General features: G+C 76.3%; 17 protein-coding genes. 7 read left to right on the top strand and 10 right to left on the bottom strand.

Features of this window, described 5'->3' with window-relative positions:
• Nucleotides 1-30: 30 nt before the first annotated feature.
• The 3 genes from IE219_RS18840 to IE219_RS18830 all read right to left on the bottom strand — a co-directional run bounded on the left by IE219_RS18840 (nt 31) and on the right by IE219_RS18830 (nt 2,211).
• Nucleotides 31-408, bottom strand: a complete 378-nt coding sequence (locus IE219_RS18840; protein ID WP_189978866.1) for a hypothetical protein — start codon at nt 406-408, stop codon at nt 31-33.
• A 143-nt stretch (nt 409-551) separates the two neighbouring features.
• Complete coding sequence (locus IE219_RS18835) at nt 552-1,640, bottom strand: DUF6397 family protein (RefSeq protein ID WP_189978864.1); 1,089 nt, start codon at nt 1,638-1,640, stop codon at nt 552-554.
• A gap of 166 nt (nt 1,641-1,806) precedes the next feature.
• The gene (locus tag IE219_RS18830) at nt 1,807-2,211 is read right to left on the bottom strand and encodes a roadblock/LC7 domain-containing protein (RefSeq protein ID WP_189978862.1); all 405 of its coding nucleotides are present in this window, start codon (nt 2,209-2,211) and stop codon (nt 1,807-1,809) included.
• 158 nt (nt 2,212-2,369) lie between these two features.
• Here IE219_RS18830 and IE219_RS18825 point away from each other — a divergent pair, with 158 nt between their 5' ends.
• Complete coding sequence (locus IE219_RS18825) at nt 2,370-2,795, top strand: PPOX class F420-dependent oxidoreductase (protein ID WP_189978860.1); 426 nt, start codon at nt 2,370-2,372, stop codon at nt 2,793-2,795.
• 50 nt (nt 2,796-2,845) lie between these two features.
• Here IE219_RS18825 and IE219_RS18820 read toward each other — a convergent pair whose 3' ends face one another.
• The 5 genes from IE219_RS18820 to IE219_RS18800 all read right to left on the bottom strand — a co-directional run bounded on the left by IE219_RS18820 (nt 2,846) and on the right by IE219_RS18800 (nt 8,028).
• Nucleotides 2,846-3,457 carry a GTP-binding protein gene (locus IE219_RS18820; protein ID WP_189978858.1) on the bottom strand — a complete coding sequence of 204 codons (612 nt, stop codon included), beginning with the start codon at nt 3,455-3,457 and terminating at the stop codon, nt 2,846-2,848.
• Nucleotides 3,438-3,860, bottom strand: coding sequence for a DUF742 domain-containing protein (locus IE219_RS18815; RefSeq protein WP_189978856.1), 423 nt, complete (start codon nt 3,858-3,860; stop codon nt 3,438-3,440). The genes IE219_RS18820 and IE219_RS18815 overlap by 20 nt, the downstream gene beginning before the upstream one ends.
• Before the next feature lie 12 nt (nt 3,861-3,872).
• A complete protein-coding gene (locus IE219_RS18810) occupies nt 3,873-4,322 on the bottom strand; it encodes a roadblock/LC7 domain-containing protein (protein ID WP_189978854.1) in 450 nt (149 codons plus the stop codon).
• Complete coding sequence (locus tag IE219_RS18805; RefSeq protein WP_189978853.1) at nt 4,319-7,072, bottom strand: sensor histidine kinase; 2,754 nt, start codon at nt 7,070-7,072, stop codon at nt 4,319-4,321. Before IE219_RS18805 ends, IE219_RS18810 begins: the two co-directional genes overlap by 4 nt.
• Nucleotides 7,073-7,191: 119 nt before the next feature.
• Nucleotides 7,192-8,028, bottom strand: coding sequence for an MHYT domain-containing protein (locus tag IE219_RS18800; protein WP_189978850.1), 837 nt, complete (start codon nt 8,026-8,028; stop codon nt 7,192-7,194).
• Between the two features lie 151 nt (nt 8,029-8,179).
• Here IE219_RS18800 and IE219_RS18795 point away from each other — a divergent pair, with 151 nt between their 5' ends.
• From IE219_RS18795 to IE219_RS18780, 4 genes are all read left to right on the top strand, one after another.
• Nucleotides 8,180-8,800: a class I SAM-dependent methyltransferase gene (locus IE219_RS18795; RefSeq protein ID WP_189978849.1), complete on the top strand. Its 621-nt coding sequence runs from the start codon at nt 8,180-8,182 to the stop codon at nt 8,798-8,800.
• Nucleotides 8,801-8,987: 187 nt separating this feature from the next.
• The gene (locus tag IE219_RS18790; RefSeq protein WP_229849855.1) at nt 8,988-9,275 is read left to right on the top strand and encodes a hypothetical protein; all 288 of its coding nucleotides are present in this window, start codon (nt 8,988-8,990) and stop codon (nt 9,273-9,275) included.
• 133 nt (nt 9,276-9,408) lie between these two features.
• Nucleotides 9,409-10,236 carry a hypothetical protein gene (locus IE219_RS18785; RefSeq protein WP_189979143.1) on the top strand — a complete coding sequence of 276 codons (828 nt, stop codon included), beginning with the start codon at nt 9,409-9,411 and terminating at the stop codon, nt 10,234-10,236.
• 198 nt (nt 10,237-10,434) lie between these two features.
• Nucleotides 10,435-11,850, top strand: coding sequence for a tannase/feruloyl esterase family alpha/beta hydrolase (locus IE219_RS18780; protein WP_189978847.1), 1,416 nt, complete (start codon nt 10,435-10,437; stop codon nt 11,848-11,850).
• A gap of 13 nt (nt 11,851-11,863) precedes the next feature.
• On the opposite strand, the gene IE219_RS18775 is transcribed toward IE219_RS18780, so the two are convergent.
• Entirely contained in the window at nt 11,864-12,409 is a 546-nt protein-coding gene (locus tag IE219_RS18775; RefSeq protein ID WP_189978845.1) for an MOSC domain-containing protein, read from the bottom strand.
• Nucleotides 12,410-12,454: 45 nt separating this feature from the next.
• Nucleotides 12,455-13,552, bottom strand: coding sequence for an acyl-CoA desaturase (locus IE219_RS18770; protein ID WP_189978843.1), 1,098 nt, complete (start codon nt 13,550-13,552; stop codon nt 12,455-12,457).
• A 404-nt stretch (nt 13,553-13,956) separates the two neighbouring features.
• On the opposite strand from IE219_RS18770, the gene IE219_RS18765 reads away from it, so the two are divergent.
• Nucleotides 13,957-16,878 (top strand): SCO1167/SCO6262 family helicase, encoded by a 2,922-nt coding sequence (locus IE219_RS18765; RefSeq protein ID WP_189978841.1) that lies wholly within the window; start codon nt 13,957-13,959, stop codon nt 16,876-16,878.
• A complete protein-coding gene (locus IE219_RS18760) occupies nt 16,875-18,194 on the top strand; it encodes an SWF or SNF family helicase (protein WP_189978839.1) in 1,320 nt (439 codons plus the stop codon). The genes IE219_RS18765 and IE219_RS18760 overlap by 4 nt, the downstream gene beginning before the upstream one ends.
• The last annotated feature ends 39 nt before the right edge of the window (nt 18,195-18,233 follow it).

Below are 18,233 nucleotides of genomic sequence, written 5' to 3'. Positions count from 1 at the left end.
GGGGAGACTCGCCCGCCGCCGGGTCCGGGGTCAGCGGGAGGCGAGCAGCAGGCGCGCCTCCGTCTCCTGGTCGCCCGAGACCGACTGGAGGGACTCGATGCCGAAGCCGGCGGCGAGCACCTTCTCGACCTCGTCGACGGCGTGGTAGCCACCGGTCAGCAGGGCGCCGACCGTACCGGCGAGCGGCGCGGGCCGCACCTCCTCGCGCGGCCCTCCGGAGGTGTCGAAGGTGGCCATCCACACGGTGGTGGCCGCCCCCGGCCCCTCCTCCGCACTCGGGGTCTCCGCGTCCTCCAGCCGGTAGACGTGCTCCAGGAGCTCGAACACGGCCCGCGCGTCCTCCCGGCGGCAGGCGTCGAGCTGAACGGTGACGTCGGTGTCGATGTGCAGGTCGTACACGTCACTCATCTCCTCGCGGCAGAACCGCCTCCCCTCCAGCTTCCTCCTCCCACCCCCCTTGCGGGAAACCCACAGCGCCCCTCCCTCAACCTCCCAAGCACGATCCCGCCCCCTCCCCACCCCCTCCCCTCGCCGCGGCTGCCCGCACGGTCTCAGGTCCAGTCGTGCCGTCGTCCTCCCGCGCCTCTGAACAGGCCCCCGCGAGCGGGCTCGCGCCTCCGTCCGTGTCCGGCGGGGGCTCGGGGCGGAAGGGTTCGGCGGAGTCTGGCCAGCAGGCGTGCTCGGCGGGTCCGCGCCGACCGCTCCAGCGGGCGTACGACTCCTGCCCTCGGCCACTCCCCCGTGTGCGGCGTCCTGCCCGCAGGCTCCGGCGCCGGGCTTGGGCACGGTGCGGCGGGTTCCGGGATCGTCGGTCGCGCCGGACGGTCCGGGCTCGCCCCCGGGGTCGGCGCGGAGGCGCCGAGGCGGGCCTCGGCCAGGGTGAGGCCGAGGCTGGTGCGGTACCAGGCGATCTCGTCGAGGGCGTCGGCGCGGACGAGCCGTTCGGCGGTCTCGCGGGCCGTGCCCGTGGAGGGGAAGCCCGGGGGCGCGGCGGGGCGCAGCCGGTCCAGCAGGGCCCGTTCGGCGGGGTCCGGGACGAGCTCGGCGACCTGGGCCGGGGAGAGCAGGGAGGCGATCGCCGCCGCGCGGGCCCACGGGTCGGGGGTGCCGCGCAGCAGCAGTGCCAGGTACCGGGACCGCCAGTTCCTCGCCCGCAGGTCCTCCCCGCTGTCGGCCCGTGCCCGCAGGTCGGCCGGGAGCCGGCCCCGGAGCAGGTCGGCATGGGCTTCGCCGAAGGCGGTGATCTCGGCGGCCACATACAGCCAGATCACCGTGCGGTAGCGGTTCAGGTAGAAGCGCACCGGGCTCAGGTGGCCGGTGCGGACCAGGCGGTTGAAGCGGGCGGGGGTGACGGAGAGCAGGGCGGCGGCCTCCCCGGCCCCCACGGTCCGGACGCGCTCGCGCAGTCCGCCGGGGAAGTCGGGGGCCGCTTTGAGCCGGTCGAGCTCCGCGCGCTCGACCGGGCGCCGCTCGGGCGCCCGGTCCCGGCCGCCGCCCCGGTCCCTGGCCGCTCCCTCCGGGGCCGGGACCGTCCTGACCAGTCCCATCCGGACCGCGAACCGGAACTCGTCGCGCTTCAGTTCCAGCTCTTCCGCGGCCCTGGCCGGGGTCACCGTCCGCGTCGCCTCGTCCACCGTCATGGCGTCCGCCGCCTCTCCCGCTCGTCGTGCCCGTCGTCCCGGCGCACCGGCCGGGGCCGGGTTCCGGTGAACCCGACCCCACGAACGTAACGGAGAGTGATGATTGGCGCACGACCTGTGGACAACCGCCTGTGGACAACCCGGGGAACGGGGCGCCCGCCCGTGGTCAGAAGGCGGGTTCGCCCGGCTGTCGCGCCGAGACTCCCAGGTGTTCGCCGACCCGGTTGACCAGGAGCGTCATCTCGTACGCCACCTGGCCGACGTCGGCCTCCGCGTCGCTCAGCACGCACAGGCAACTGCCCTCGCCCGCGGCCGTCACAAACAGCAGCGCCTCGTCGAACTCGACCATCGTCTGCCGGGCGCGGCCCGCCCGGAAGTGGCGGCCGGAGCCGCGGGCGAGGCTGTGCAGTCCGGAGGAGACGGCCGCGAGGTGCTCCGCGTCCTCCCGCGCGAGTTCGCTGCTCGCGCCGGTCACCAGTCCGTCGTTCGACAGCACCAGTGCGTGTCGTATGGGCCCGACCCGCCGGGTCAGATCGTCCAGAAGCCAGTCGAGCCCCTTGTCCAGCGCCATGCGGTGTCCTTCCCCCTCGTGAGTGCGGTTCCGCCGACCGGGCCCCGTGCCCGCGCGTGCCGGTACGGACCGCGTGTCGCGGCAAGCCTTACGCACTGTCGTGGACAGGGCAAGCATCCCTTCCGGCCCGGGTGCGCCGCGTGCCGCAGGATGGAGGCATGACGAGGATGACCGAGGAACAGTGGCGGGCCTTCGTGTCCGCGGGGACCCGTACCGGCAAGCTCGCGACCGTGCGCGCGGACGGCGCGCCGCACGTCGTGCCCGTGTGGTTCGTGCTCGACGGCGACGCCTTCGTGTTCACCACCGGGAAGGACACGGTGAAGGGGCGCAACCTCGCCCGGGACGGGCGGGTCTCGCTCTGCGTGGACGACGAGGCGCCGCCGTTCTCGTTCGTCACCCTGAGCGGCCGGGCCGAGCTGAGCGAGGACCCGGCGGAGCTGCTCCACTGGGCGACCCTGATCGGCGGCCGGTACATGGGCGAGGAGCGGGCCGGGGAGTTCGGCGCCCGCAACGCCGTCCCGGGCGAACTGCTGGTCAGAGTACGGATCGAGAAGGTGGTCCCGGCCGCCGGGGTCTCCGACTGACCTGCCCGCGCCCCGGCTCCCGCCCCCCGGTCCCCGGCCCGCGCGCGGTCTCAGCCGACGGTATCGAGGTGCCGGGCGGTGTGCATCCGTCCGGCGTATTCGACGACCCGTACGAGTACTTCTTTTCCGGAGTCCCGGTCCCGCGCGTCGCAGAGGACGACCGGCGTGCCCTGGTCCAGGTCGAGGGCGCGGGACACCTCCTGCTCCCGGTAGGAGCGGGCGCCCTCGAAGCAGTTGACGGCCACCACGAACGGGATCTTCCGGTGCTCGAAGTAGTCGACCGCCGGGAAGCAGTCCTCCAGGCGGCGGGTGTCGGCGAGGACGACCGCCCCCAGGGCACCCTGCGACAGCTCGTCCCACAGGAACCAGAAACGGTCCTGTCCCGGGGTGCCGAAGAGGTACAGGGAGAGGCCCGCGCGGATGGTGATCCGGCCGAAATCCATCGCCACGGTGGTGGTCGTCTTGCGGTCGACGCCCCCGGTGTCGTCGACGAGTTCACCGGCCCGGCTGAGCGTCTCCTCGGTGCGCAGCGGCCGGATCTCGCTCACCGAGCCGACCAGGGTGGTCTTTCCGACGCCGAAGCCGCCGGCAACGAGGATCTTGAGGGCGAGCGCGTCGGCGCCGTCGTCCGCGCCGGTGCGGTCAGAGGGCTCGTAGGCCATCGATCACTTCTCTCAGGATGCGTGCGTCGGGGAGCTGCGCGGGCGGTACGGGCCGGCTGACCCGGAGGAAGCCCGATTCGAGGAGGTCGCCGAGGAGGACCCGGACGACACCCACGGGGAGGTCGGCGTCGGCGGAGAGTTCGGCCACCGACCGGGTCTCGGCGCGGCACAGCGCGAGCAGGTCCCGGTGCTCGGGGCCGAGGACCGCCTCCTCGTCCGGGTTCGGCGGGTCGTCGTCGGCGACGACGAGGGCGATGAGGTCGAACCTCTCGCCGCCGGGTCCGGGCCGGGTGCGGCCGCCGGTCATCGCGTACGGCCGGACGAGCGGGCCCGCCTCGGCGTCGTACCACCGGCTGTCCGGTGCGGGCGGGCCGCCGGGGCCGTCCCCGTGGGTGTCGTTCATGGGGTGCTCCGGTCAGCCGGCGGCCGGCGGGGTCACCGTGAGCCGGGGCGGGGTGTGGAGGTGTTCTCCGACGCGCTTGACGAGGCGGGCCATCTCGTAGGCGATGAGGCCGATGTCGGCGGCGGCGGAGCTGAGGACGGCCAGACAGGAGCCGTCGCCCGCGGCGGCGACGAAGAGGAAGCCGTCGTCCATCTCGACCATGGTCTGGCGGACGCCGCCGGTGTGGAACTGGCGTCCGGCGCCCTTGGCGAGGCTGTGGAAGCCGGAGGCGATGGCCGCCAGGTGCTCGGCGTCCTCGCGGCTGAGCCCGGTGGAGGCGCCGACCGGGAGGCCGTCGCTGGAGAGCACCACCGTGTGCCGGACCTCGCGGACCCGGGTGGCCAGGTCGTCGAGGAGCCAGCCGAGTTCGCCGGAGCGGTGTCCGCCGGGACGGTGGAGGGAGGTCCTCCCGTGCTCGATCATGCGTCGTCTCCTTCGGTGCGGGGAGGCTGGTACGGGGTGGGGCGGGGGCCGAAGCGGGGGCCGTGGTCGGTACGCGCGCGTGCGTCCGTACGCGGGTCGTACGGCGCGGGGCGCGCGTGCGGGTCCCGGTGGGCGGGCGCCGTGCGGGGTACGGCCGGGTGGTGGGCGCCGGGCGGGGCCGGTTCTCCGGAGGCGGGGGCGCCGCCGCGCCGCCAGCCGTCGCGGTAGGCGGCCATCCGGTCGCGGACCTGCTCGGGCGTCCGCTCCGGGGCGCCCGGCGGCTCGGGGGCAGGGTCCGGGGCGGGGGCCTCGCGCAGCTGCGGGACGAGGCTCGCCTGCCGGACGCGGCGCGGCAGTCCGCCGTCGCCCTCCGCGTCCCCGTGTCCGGCCGGGGCCGGGACGCGGGGGCGGAGCGCGGTGACGCCGGCCGGTACGGGGGCGGGCGCGGGGTCCGGGACGGCGGTCGGGCGGAGCGGCGCGGGCGCGCGGACGGGGCCGCCGGGGGCGGTCCGCCGCGTGTCGCCGGGGGTACGGGGAGCGGCCGGGGGACCGGCGAAGCGGCGGGCCTCGGCGCGGCGGGCTTCCGCGTGTTCGCGGGCGGTGCGCTCCTCGCTCGTACCGGCGTCCTGGCCCGGCGCGGGCGCGGTGCCGGTGCCGCCGACGGGCTCCGGGGCGCCCTGGAGGAGTTCGGTGGGCAGGAGGACGACGGCGGTGGTGCCGCCGTACGGGGAGGGCCGCAGGCGGACCTTGACGGCGTGCCGGGCGGAGAGGCGGCTGACGACGAAGAGACCGAGGCGGTCGCTGTCGAACAGGTCGAGCGCCTCGGAGTGCTCGATGCGGGCGTTGGCCTCGGCGAGGGTCTCGCGGCCCATGCCGAGACCCCGGTCCTCGATCTCCAGGGCGTAGCCGTTGCCGACGGGTTCGCCGCTGACCCGCACCTTGGTGTGGGGCGGGGAGAACTGGGCGGCGTTCTCGACGAGTTCGGCGATGAGGTGGGTGAGGTCGGCGACGGCGCCGCCCGCGACGGCGGTCTCGGGGAGCCGGCGCACCTCCACGCGCGCGTAGTCCTCGATCTCGGAGACGGCGGCCCGGACGACGTCGGTGAGCGGGACGGGCATGCGCCAGGCGCGGCCGGGAGCGGCGCCCGACAGGATGATGAGGCTCTCGGCGTGCCGCCGCATGCGGGTGGTGAGGTGGTCGAGGCGGAAGAGGTCGTCGAGTTCGCCGGGGTCGTCGGCGCGCCGTTCCATGCTGTCGAGCAGGTTGAGCTGGCGGTGGACCAGGACCTGGCTGCGGCGGGCCAGGTTGACGAAGACGCCGGAGATGCCGCCGGCCAGCTCGGCGCGTTCGACGGCGGCCTCCAGGGCGGCCCGGTGGACGGTGGTGAGTGCTTCGCCGACCTGGCCGATCTCGTCCCGGGGCGCCGGTCCCCGCGGGGCCTCGGCCCGGATGTCGATCGCCTCGCCCGCGCGCAGCCGGCCCATGGCGGCGGGAAGTTCGCGGCGGGCGATGCCGAGGGCGCTGTTGCGCAGGCCGATGAGTTCGACGACGAGGCCGCGGCCGATGCGGACGGAGATGACGAGGGAGGCGGCGACGGCGGCGAGGCCGAGGGCGACGGCGGCGCCCTCGGGGGTGAGGAAGCCCCGCGCGAGGGGGTCGGCGACGGTGCGGGCACCGGCCCCGACGCCCGCGAGTCCGGTGCGGACGGCGGCCAGGGCCGGGTCCCATTCGGCGGCGGGCGCGGCCTGGGCGGCGGGGCGGCCGTCGGCGGCGGCGGAGACGCGGTCCTCGGCGCGGACGAGCCGGAGGTGGTCGGGGCCCGCGGCGATCCGCTCCCAGGCGGCCCGGTCCGCCGGGGGCAGGTCGGCGGCGGCCGCCGCGAGGAGGGTGCGCCGGGTCTCGGCGGCGCCGGTGAAGGTCCGCTGGCGGGCGGCGGTCAGCCGGCCGCTGAGGTGGGCGGAGCCGAGGAGGGCGTCCTCGCGGGCGAGCATCTCGTCGGCGCGGGCGAGTTCGAGGAGCACGCGCGCGGGGGCGCCCTCCTGGGTGTCCTGGAGGCCGGCGAGGGCGCCCCCGACGGCGAGCCCGGCCGAGACGGCGGCCGTGTACTCCCGGTAGGCGCGGTCCCAGTCCGCGGTTCCGGCGACGGCGGCGGTGCGGAGCCGGGCGAGGCCCCGGACCTCGCCGACGAAGGCGCCGACGCGTTCGGCGACCTCGGCGGGCAGGTCGCCAAAGTCGCCGACGGTGTGTCCGTCGCCGAGCCCGAGCCGGGCGACGGCGGCGTCGGTGCGGCGGATGCGGTCCTTCAGCTCGTCGGCGCGCGGGGCGCCCGGTGCGGCGAGCTGCCGGACGGCGGCCCCGCGCTCCTCCTGGAGGGCGGTGAGTGTCGCGGAGACGGGCTGCCGGATGTCGGCGTCGACGCGCTGGAGCTGGCGGAGCCGGGCCATGTCCTGGGCAGTGGAGACGGTGGCGAGGCCCCACAGGACGAGCAGGGAGACGACCGGGACCATGAGCAGCGAGACGATCTTGGCCCGTACGGTACGGGGCCGCAGGCCGCGTCCGGGAGGCGCGGGGCGCGGACCACCGGGCCCGTCGCCGCCGTCCGTGCCCTCGGGGCCGCCCTCGGTCACGGGAGCGGGGGCCGGGCGCGGTTCGGGTTCGTCGGCGGGCGGCCCGGCGTGCGCGCGCCGCCCGCGCGCGGTCGCCTGCGGCGCGGGCGCGGCGGCGTCCTGGTTGCTGCGGGTGGTGCGCATGGGCTCCTCGTTCGGGCGGGCGGGGCGGACGGCGGGGACGGGGTGGGGCGTGGGGAGCGGGCGGACCGGGCCGGGGCCGGGGGTCGGTGCGGGGTGCCGGTCCGCGTACTCCGGGCGGGTCAGGGCGTCGGTGTGCGGAGGGGGTCGCGGGCGGCGCGGAAGCCGGGCGGGGCGACGTCCACGGCGCGCTCGTCCGGCTCGGTGAGCCGTTCGGCCGAGGCGTAGGCGGCCCGTTCCCGTGCCGTGGGCGAGAGGGCGACGAAGGCGGAGGTGATGAAGAGGTACGAGCCGAGGCCGACGGCGAGCGGGAAGACGAACTGCATGACCGTGGCCCCGGGCAGGGTGGCGGCGGAGGGTTCGACCTCGACGCTCACCGCGAGCATGCCCGTGTAGTGCATGCTGCTGACGGCCGCGCCCATGACGAGGGAGGCGAGCGCGACCGCGGCGGGGGCGTGGATGTGGAGGGCGGCCCAGAGCGCGGCGGTGGCGGCGGCGACCGCGATGGCCACCGAGAGGGCGACGAGCAGCGGGTCGTAGCGGACCATGCCGTGGAGGCGGAGGGCGGCCATGCCCATGTAGTGCATGCTGGCGACGCCGACCCCGGTGGTCAGGCCGCCGATCAGGAGCGATCGCCGCCGGTCGCGTCCGTGTCCGACGGCGAAGACGCCGACGCCCACGACGCCCATCGCGATGACGAGGCTGAGGAGGGTGAGCGGCACGTCGTAGCGGATGTCGGTGCCGGTGACGCCGAAGCCGAGCATGGCCACGAAGTGCATGGTCCAGATGCCGGTGCCGATCGCGGAGGCGGCGGTGAGCAGCCAGTTCCGCCGTGATCGGCCGGTCGCTTCGAGCGCGCGTACGGTGCAGCGCAGCCCGAGGGCGGCGCCGGTGCAGGCCATCGCGTACGACAGCACGGGTGTCAGCCAGCCGAAGGCGGCGTGGTCCAGGTGTCCCATGGCCTCGGGACGCTAGTGCGCACGAGGGGGCGCACTCGGGGCGCATTTCGAAAGCTGTTGGAATATGACAGAGAGATGTTTCCGTTCGATCGCACCGCGCTCGAACATGGACGAAGGCGATTCACCCTTACCGGTGGGCGATCATGAGCGCATGAGCGATGACCCCACAGATGTCCGAGCGTTCTTCGCCGTCCGCGCGGCCGACTGGGACAGCCGGTTCCCGGACGACGGTCCCGCCTACGCCGCCGCCGTCGAGGAGCTGGACCTGCGGCCCGGCGACGCCGTGCTCGACGCGGGGTGCGGCACCGGTCGCGCGCTGCCCGCCCTCCGTGCGGCCGTCGGCCCTTCGGGGACCGTGCTCGGCGCCGACCTCACCCCGGAAATGCTCGAACAGGCCGTACGGGCCGGGCGGCGCGGTCCCGGGGGCGCGGGAACCCTGCTCCTCGCCGACGTCGGCCGACTGCCGCTGCGGGACGGCGGGCTCGACGCGGTCTTCGGCGCGGGCCTCGTCTCCCACCTGGCCGAACCCGTCGCCGGTCTGCGGGAACTCGCCCGTGTGGTGCGGCCCGGCGGCCGGCTCGCCCTCTTCCACCCCCTCGGCCGCGCCGCCCTCGCCGCCCGGCACGGCCGCCGCGTCACCCCGGACGACCTCCGCGCCGAACCCCGGCTGCGCCCGGTGCTCGCGGAGGCGGGCTGGCGGCTCGTCTCGTACGTGGACGAGGACACCCGCTACCTCGTCCTCGCGGTCCGGGAGGCCGGACCCGGTCACTGATCCAGGATCCAGGATCTTGGATCCAGGATCTTGGACACCAGATCTTGGATACCGGATCTTGGATCCAAGATGCCCGCCCCACGCCCCCACGCCCCCTTCTGCCGCGGCGGTTCCCTGTCTACCGTGGAAGGTGCCGGGCAGCGGTGCCCGGGGAGAGGCGGCAGCCGTGGCACGGATGGCGGAACGCATGCGCAGGCTCCTTCCCTCCGCCCGGCGCGGTGCCGGCGGCGAGGCCGCGGCGGCGGGCTCCGGCAGGGCGGGGCGCAATCTCTTCGAGGCCGCGGCGGTCTACGTGGCGGCCCTGGCGGAGGACGACCAGGAGCGGATGGAGGAGGCCGCCACCTGGGTCTCCCCCGGTCAGCTGGCCTTCGGGGTCAACGAGCTGGCGTCCCGCGCGCTGCTGGTGCTCGCCCGGGAGCGGAGCCAGACGCCCGAGACCGTCGCCCGCGCACTGCTCGGGGTGCGCCCCGACTGAACTCCCGCCCCTCGGGGACCCTCGACGCACGGGTTACTCACTGGTTAAGGTGCGCCGACGATCCGATGGGCAGCGAGATGGGGAGGGTGCCGTGGCGGCTACGGAACCGGCGGCCGGCGACACGTACGCGCGCGTGCCGGCGGACGCGGCCGGCGGGTCGGAGGCCGACGCCGACTCGCTGTTCGTCCTGACCGCCTGCCTGTTGACGCCAGCGCGCTTCCCCAGCGTGCTCGGGGACGACTACCCGGCGGCCTGCGCCGCCCTCGGGCTCGAACCGTACGAGGAGGGGTACGGCCTGGTCCTGGGCCAGGACGGGCTGGGCGCGCGCTGGACGGTGGTCGTCGACGACGTGTCGCTGGTCGCGGTCGCCATCGCCTCCTGGGACTGCGGGATGGCCTACGACCTCTCCCCCGGCGAGGAATCCGTGGTGGCGGCCCTCCCCGGCTGGCCGCTCGCCGTCGCGACCCGGGCCCCCGGGGTGCCGGAGCCGCACGACCCCGAGCCCGAGGAGGGCGATCCCGCGCCGCTCGTGCCGCCCGCCGAGGACGTCTGGGGTCCCGCGCAGCGGCGGCTCGGCGCCGACGAGGTGGCGCTGCGGTGGCACGACTGGCGGGCGCAGATCGAGGAAGCTCCCCCCGCGCCGGCCTCCGGCGCGGACACCCCCGTCGAAAGCGCACCCGCGCCCGACGGCCCCTACGCCGAGGTGCGCCGGGCCCTGGAGGAACTGCGCGGTTATCTGGAGGAGGCGCCGCCGGCGGGGCGGGTGCGGTCCGCTCCCACCGGTGGGGAGGCCCGGGCGCTGAGGGCCGACGGTCCCGGCTGGTCGCTGGTGGCCCGTACCGACGACATGGCGTTCGTCCTCCTCGACGCCCACCCGCGCGAGGTCCTGCCGGTGACGCGGGGCCCCCGGCTGCCGGGCCTGCTCGAAGCCCTCGACGCGATCGCCGTACGGCACGCCTGACCGGCCGGTCCGCCCCGGGCCACCGGACGGCACCGGACCACCCGGCCACCGGACCACCGGACCACCGGACCACCGGACGGCACCGTGCCACATGGCCGGGGGCGGCGGGGTGTGGCGCGGGCCCATGGCCCGGTGGAGGGCGGCGCCGCAGGATGTGGCGCCTCACCCCTTTTCCGTCGCCCCACCGGAGGCACCTCCATGCGCCTGCTCCCAGGCCGCCCGCGCACCCGTCCCGCCGCGCCCGCCCGGCGGTTCGGCCTCGCCGCCTCGCTGCTCGCCACGACGGCCGTGCTGGTCCCCGCCGTGCCCGCCACGGCCGACGCCCCCTATGCGGGGCACTGCGCCCGGCAGGACCGGCTCCGGGTGCCCGGGGCCGCCCGCCAGGAAGCGGCCTGCCTGCCCGATCTGACGACCGCCGGGCTGGCCGGGACGCCGTACACCGACATGGCCGACCAGGCGGGGCTCTCGGCGAAGGGGACCGTGAACCCGTCGGGGGTCCCGGGCGTGCAGATCGACGGCTACTTCCCGGACACCTCGCGGCTGAACGCCACCCACGGCTGGGCGCACGACGCGCAGTTCGTCATCCGGCTGCCCGACCGCTGGAACGGCGGGCTCGTGGTGACCGGCGCGCCCGGCACCCGCCGCCAGTACTCCACGGACGCGCTCATCTCCGACCGGGTCCTCGCCCAGGGCTACGCGTACGCGGCGACCGACAAGGGCAACACGGGCCCGGACTTCTTCACCGACGGTGAGCGGCCCGGCGACGCGGTCGCCGAGTGGAACCGGCGGGTGACCGAGCTGACGCTCGCCGCCAAGCGGGCCGTGGGACAGCGGTACGGGCGCGCGCCCGCGCGTACGTACGTGACCGGCATCTCCAACGCGGGCTACCTCACCCGCTGGCAGCTGGAGAACCGGCCCGAGCTGTACGACGGCGGGGTCGACTGGGAGGGCGTGCTGTGGACCGGCAAGGGCCCCAACCTGCTGACGAGCCTGCCGGTGACGGTGGCCCGTTCGCTGGGCCGGGCGACGGACGAGGACCTGGTCGCGGCCGGTTTCGCGGCGAACTCACGGTTCCTGTGGCCGTACCACGAGACGGCGTACTGGGGGCTGACGCAGAAGATCTTCCGGGCCGAGTTCGACCCCTCGTACGACCCGGCGTGTCCGGGGACGACGGCCGGGAGGACCGTCGCGGAGATCCTCGACCCCTGCGCCTCGGACGCCTCGTACGACTACGCCGCGCGGCCCGCGTCGGTGCGGCGGGCGGTGGAGCGGGTGGCGCTGACCGGCCGGATCGGGAAGCCGCTGATCACCCTGCACGGCGACCTGGACACGCTGCTGCCGATCGCGACCGACTCGGACGTGTACGCGCGAATGGTCGACGGGCGGGGGCGGGGCGGGCTGCACCGGTACTACACGGTGGCGGGCGGCAACCACACGGACGGCCTGTACGACACGTATCCGGACCGGCTGCGGCCGGTCCTGCCCTGCTACCGCTCCGCCTTCGACGCGCTGACCCGCTGGGTGGAGGCGGGCGAGCGGCCGCCGGCCGACCGCGTGGTGCCCCGGCCCGCCGCCGGCGCGGACGTGGTGAACTCCTGCGAGCTGGGCTCCTGAGGGGCCCGCGCGGTCAGACGCGCTCCAGGGGGCGGTGCGGCCCGGCCGGTGCCTCGATCCGGATCGGGTCGCCGGGCCGCACCTCGCCGCCGGTCAGGACGATGCCCATGATCCCGGCCTTGCGGACGATCCCGCCGTTCTCGTCGCGGCCGACGACCTCCTTGAGCAGGCCGTGGCAAAAGCCGTCGATCTGCGCGCAGGGGTTGCGCAGCCCGGTGACCTCGACGACGGCCTCGGCGCCGAGGTGGAGGCGGGTGCCGGTGGAGAGGGCGAGCAGGTCGACGCCCCGGGTGGTGACGTTCTCGCCGAGGTCGCCGGGGGCCACCTCGAAGCCGGCGGCGGCGACCTCCTCGAAGAGTTCGGCGTGGATGAGGTGGACCTGCCGGAGGTTGGGCAGCGTCGGGTCCTGGGCGACGCGGGAGCGGTGCTTGACCGTGACGCCCGCGTGGACGTCGCCCTCGACGCCGAGTCCGGCGAGGAGGGTGATGGCCTCGCGGTTGGGCTTGGTGAAGGAGTAGACGCCGTTGCTGCTGACGGTGGTGACGGTGCCGTCGCCCATGGGGTCCCCCAGTGATCGAGAACGCGTTCGAGAACGCGTCCGACCCTACTCCTGGCGTCCGGCGCGCTCCGCGCGGAGGGGGGCGCCCACCTCGTGGAGGTGGCCGAGCGCCTGCCGGTAGGAGTCGACGAAGCCGGTCTCCGTGTACGGGACGCCCAGCGCCCGGCAGTGCGCGCGGACGGCGGGCTGGGCGAGCCGCAGGTGGGGGCGGGGCATGGAGGGGAAGAGGTGGTGCTCGACCTGGTAGTTGAGGCCGCCGAGGAACCAGTCGGTGAGGGCGCCGCCCCGGATGTTGCGGGAGGTCAGGACCTGGCGGCGGAGGTGGCCCCAGCTGTCGCCGTCCTCGTGCTCGTCGGGCCGGTCCATGCCCTTGTGGTTGGGGGCGAAGGCCAGGCCGAGGTGGACGCCGAACAGCATCTGGTGGAGCAGGGCGAGGACCAGGGCCTGGGCGGGGGTGAGGGCGGTCAGGAGCAGCGCGGCGTACCCGGCGGCGTGGGCGGCGAGCAGGGCGCCCTCGGTGAGGCGCTCGCGCCGGGTGCGGTAGGGGCCGTCCTTCGCGAGCAGGGCCCGCACGCCGTACAGCTTGAGGGCGAGGCCCTCCAGGGTGGTCAGCGGGAAGAACAGCAGGGCCTGGTGGCGGGTGAGGAGGCCGCTCAGTCCGGTGCGGCCCGTGGTCTGGTGCTCGGCGAAGACCAGGATGTCGGCGGCGACGTCGGGGTCCTTGTCGAGGTGGTTGGGGTGGGCGTGGTGGCGGTTGTGCTTGTCGTTCCACCATTCGCGGCTCATGCCGAGGAGGAGGTTGGCGTGGACGAGCTGGATCGCGCGGCCCGCGCGGCGGTTCGGGGTGATCTGGGCGTGTCCGGCGTCGTGGGCGGTGAAGGCGGCGCGGGCGGAGAGCAGGGCGAGCGGTACGGCGAGCGGGAGCGCCCACCAGGTGGGGCCGGCCAGGAGGAGGCAGGCGGCGACGGCGGCGAAGCCGAGGAGGGTGAGGGCGATGTCCCGGGCGTACCAGCCGGGGCGGTGGCCGAGGAGCCCCTGGCCCTTCACCGTGCGCAGGAGCGGGGTGAACTCGCTGCCGCCCCGGGGCCGTGCGGCGGGCGCCGCCGCCGGGGCGGCGGGGGTGAGGAGGGTGGCCTGGGGCATGGGCGGGCTCCGGCTTCTGCGAGGTGGACGGACGGCCGTCCGCGACGAGGGGCGGCGGCGGTTCCCACGGTAGGAAGGGGTGACGGTCCGGAACCATGGCGTCACCACCCGCCCCGGAGCGGGGGCGCCCCCGGACGGGGGGTGGGGTGTTCCCTACCGGGCGGGTCCTCCGTCCGGGCCGGTCCTCCTCCGTCCGGGCCGGCCGCCCCGCGCACGGCCGGCGCTCCGGCTGCACATGTGTCGGCCGTCACGCCCGGATGTGCGCATTCCACGCCGTCGTTGGGGTAAGGTCGGCCGCTCCGTCTTCCAGGTAGTCAAATTTGAGGAATGCGTTGACGTCGTCGCCCGGATCCTCTCGCCCGACCCCCGAGCCCTCCCCCGCGTGTTCCGCCACGCCCTCCCCCGTGCCCGCCGCCGTCTTCCTGCCCGCCGATCCGCCGCGCACCGGGCGCTTCTTCCTCTGGTCGCCCGAGGACGAGCCGCTGCCCGAACCGGGACCGGCCGGAGCGGTGCCGGACGAGCTGACGGTGGTGGACGAGGCCGACCTCCAGCCCGTCTCCGTCCCCGCGCTCTCCCTCTCCGTACGGGACGCCCTGCCGCTCCTCGCCCGCGCCCGGCTCTCCGGCGACGCCGACCCGGCCGCCGCGTTCTGGGGCGGTGCGGTGCTCCTGGCGCTGGACCTCGTGGCGCGCGGGCTGCTGCTGCCCGGGGTGACGCCCGGCGGGTACGACGCCTGGCGGGCCGGGCCGCTGGGCCCCGAGGAGCTGGACCGGCTGCGGACGCTGGCCGCGTCGATGCCTCCCACCGCGCACGCGGTCCCGCTGGACACGGACGGCGCGACCGACGGGGACGACGAGGACGACGCCGCCGGGGACCCGCTGCTGCCCGAGCCGGAGGCGCTGCTGCGCGCCTTCCTCGACGCCGTCGCCGACACCCTGCCCCGTACCCCCGCCGCCCCGATCGCGGCCGGCGGCCCCGCCTTCGCCGCCGAGGAACCGCGTGCCGTACCCGAACAGCGGCCGTGGGCGGCCGATCTGGCGGCCGGTCACGACGCGGGCGTACGGCTCTCGCTCCGTCTGGAGCTGACCGGTCCCCCCGCCGGGGCGGAGGAGGCGCCGGGCTTCCGCGCGGTGCTCCAGCTGCACACGGCGGCCGACCCGGCGGCGGTCGTGGACGCGGCCGGGGCCTGGTCCGGCACCGGCCCCGCGGCCTTCGGGCCCCGGGCCCGGATGGACGCGCTGCTCGCGCTGCGGCGGGCCGCCCGCGCCTGGCCGCCGCTGGCCCCGCTGCTGGCGGCGGCCGTGCCGGACAGCGTGGACCTGGCCGACGAGGAGGTCGTGGAGCTGCTCGGCCCGGCCGCCCGCGCGCTGGCCGCGACCGGCATGCGGGTGCACTGGCCGCGCGAGCTGACGGACCGGCTGACCGCGCGCGCGGTGGTCGGCCCGGCCGACGCGGACCCGCCGTACGGGAACGGCGGCGCGACCACCGGCAAAGACGGCGGCGGGCCCGGCGACGGGAACGGCGGCGAGGAGGGCGGCGGTGGCGGTCTGCCCTCCTTCCTCTCCGCCGACGCGCTGCTCGCCTTCAACTGGCGCTTCTCCGTGGGCGACCAGGAGCTGACCCGGGCCGAGCTGGACCGGCTCGCCGAGGCCGGCCGGCCGCTCGTCCGGCTCCGCGACCGCTGGGTCCTGGTCGATCCCGCCGAGGTGCTGGCCGTCCGGCGGCGGCAGGACCGCAAGGTGTCACCGGTGGACGCGCTCGCCGCCGTCCTCACCGGGACGACGGAGGTGGACGGCCGGACGGTCGAGGTGGTCGCCACCGGCGCCCTGAAGCGGCTGCGCGAGCGGCTCGCCGACCCGGAGGGCGGCGTCCGGGAGGTGCCGCAGCCCGCCGCGCTCGCCGCCACCCTCCGCGACTACCAGCTGCGCGGCCTGAACTGGCTGCACCGGATGACCTCGCTCGGTCTCGGCGGCTGCCTGGCCGACGACATGGGCCTGGGCAAGACCATCACCCTGATCGCGCTCCACCTGCACCGGCAGGGCGAGCCGGGCACCGCCGGGCCGACGCTCGTCGTCTGCCCGACCTCCCTGATGGGCAACTGGCAGCGGGAGTTCGAGCGGTTCGCGCCCGGCACGCGCGTGCGCCGCTTCCACGGCACCGCCCGCGACCTCGACGGGCTCGCGGCCGGGGACGTCGTCCTCACCACGTACGGCACCATGCGGCTGGACGCCGGTCGGCTCGCCGCCCGGCCGTGGGGGCTGCTGGTGGCGGACGAGGCCCAGCACGTGAAGAACCCGTACTCGGCGACGGCCCGGCAGCTGCGGACCATCGGGGCACGCGCGCGCGTGGCGCTCTCCGGGACCCCGGTGGAGAACAACCTCTCCGAGCTGTGGGCCATCCTCGACTGGACGACGCCGGGGCTGCTCGGCGGGCTCGGCGCCTTCCGCCGCCGGTACGCCGCCGCCGTGGAGGGCGGCACGGACCCGGCCGCCGCCGAACGGCTCGGGGCGCTCGTCCGGCCGTTCCTGCTGCGCCGCCGCAAGTCCGACCCGGGGATCGCGCCCGAGCTGCCGCCGAAGACCGAGACCGACCGGGCCGTCTCCCTGACGCCGGAGCAGGCCGGGCTGTACGAGGCGGTGGTGCGGGAGAACCTGCTGGCCATCGCGGAGGCCGAGGGCATGGCGCGGCGCGGCCTGGTGGTGAAGCTGCTGACCTCGCTCAAGCAGATCTGCAACCACCCCGCCCAGTACCTCAAGGAGGAGCGGCCCCGGATCGCGGGCCGCTCGGGGAAGCTCGAACTCCTCGACGAGCTGCTGGACACGATCCTCGCCGAGGGGGCGAGCACCCTGGTCTTCACCCAGTACGTGGAGATGGGCCGCCTCCTGGAGGCCCACCTGGCGGCGCGCGGGGTGCGCACCCGCTTCCTGCACGGCGGGACGCCGGTGGCGGAGCGGGAGGCGATGGTCGCCCGCTTCCAGGCCGGTGAGGTGCCGGTCTTCCTGCTGTCGCTGAAGGCGGCGGGGACGGGCCTCAACCTCACCCGGGCCGAGCACGTGGTGCACTACGACCGCTGGTGGAACCCGGCGGTGGAGGCGCAGGCGACCGACCGGGCGTACCGGATCGGGCAGACGCGGCCGGTGCAGGTGCACCGGATCGTCGCCGAGGGGACGGTCGAGGACCGGATCGCGGCGATGCTCGACCGCAAGCGGGAACTGGCCGACGCGGTGCTCGGCACGTCCGGCGACGCGCCGGCGGAACTGACCGGGCTGACCGACGCGGAGCTGGCGGAGCTGGTGCGGCTGCGCGGGGACGGAGACGGACGATGAGCGGATACTGGACCGGCGGCGGGGCCGGATCGGGCGGCGGCGACGGGGAGCTGACCTTCGCGGCGCTGCCGCCCGTGCGGGGCGGGGCCTTCACCCGGACCTGGTGGGGCCGGGCGTGGCTGAAGGCCCTGGAGGACACGGCGCTCGACGGGCAGCAGGTGAAGGAGGGCCGGCGGCACGCGCGGGCCGGGGCGGTCGGCGCGGTGTCGGTGCGGCCGGGCCGGATCACCGCCGTGGTGCAGGGCCGGGACGGCACCGCGCACCGCAGCGACGTGCTGGTGCGCGTCCTCGCGGACGAGGAGTGGGACCGGCTGCTCGACCTGGCGGCCGGCAGCGCGGGCCACATCGCGGCGCTCCTCGACCACGAGGTGCCGCCGCACCTGGTGGAGGACGCGGCGGCGGTCGGTGTGGAGCTGCTGCCGGGCATCGGCGACCTGGAGCCGGAGTGCGGCTGCGAGGCGTGGGACCACTGCCCGCACACGACGGCGCTCTGCCACCAGGTGGCGCGGCTCCTCGACGAGGACCCGTTCGTGCTGCTGCTGATGCGGGGGCGGGGGCAGCGGGCCGTGGTGGACGCGCTCCAGGCCCGCAGCGCGGCGCGCGCCGCCGGTCTGGCCCCGGCGGAGGGCCCGGCCGGGGCGGCGGACGGCGGGGAGGCCGGTCCGGCGGGGGTGTCGGCGGCGGAGGCGTACGCGCTGTGCGGCATCCTGCCGCCGCTGCCCGCGGTGCCGGTGCCGGTGGCCGAGCCCGGCGAGCCGCCGTCGCTGGACACGGAGACCGACCCGGATCCGGGGGTCGAGCCGGCCGCGCTCGAATTCCTGGCGGCGGACGCGGCGGCCCGCGCCCACCGGCTGCTCGTGGAGCTCCTCGCCGGCCGGGCCGGGGAGGCGGCGGAGCCGTCGGTCGGGCAGGACGCGGTACGGCTCGCGGCCGGCGGGCCGCCGTCGTGGGTCGCGGCCCGGCTCGCCGCCCGCACCGGCCGGTCGCGGGCCGGTCTGGACGCGGCCGTGCGCGCGTGGCGGTGGGGCGGCGCCCCGGCCCTCGCCGTCCTGGACGGGGAGTGGGTCCCGGACGGGGAGGCCCTGGCCCGGGCGGGGACGCGGCTCGCGGCGGCCTGGGACGAGGGCGAGGCGCCGAAGCTGGCGCGGTCCGGGGCGTGCTGGACGGCCGGGGACGCGGGGGTGCAGCTGCGGCTCGGCGAGGACGGCCGCTGGTGGCCGTACCGCCGGGTCGGGGACGAGTGGCGGCCGGCGGGTCCGGCGGACCGCGATCCGGCGGCGGCCTTCACGGCGGCGGAGACGGCGGAGGCCGGATAGCACTCCAAGAGCAACGGCCCGAACATCACTTTGCGTGAG

Source organism: Streptomyces termitum, assembly GCF_014650175.1.
Lineage (GTDB): Bacteria > Actinomycetota > Actinomycetes > Streptomycetales > Streptomycetaceae > Streptomyces > Streptomyces termitum.
Note: the sequence above shows the minus strand (reverse complement) of the source record. Positions and strands in the feature narration are given on the sequence as shown.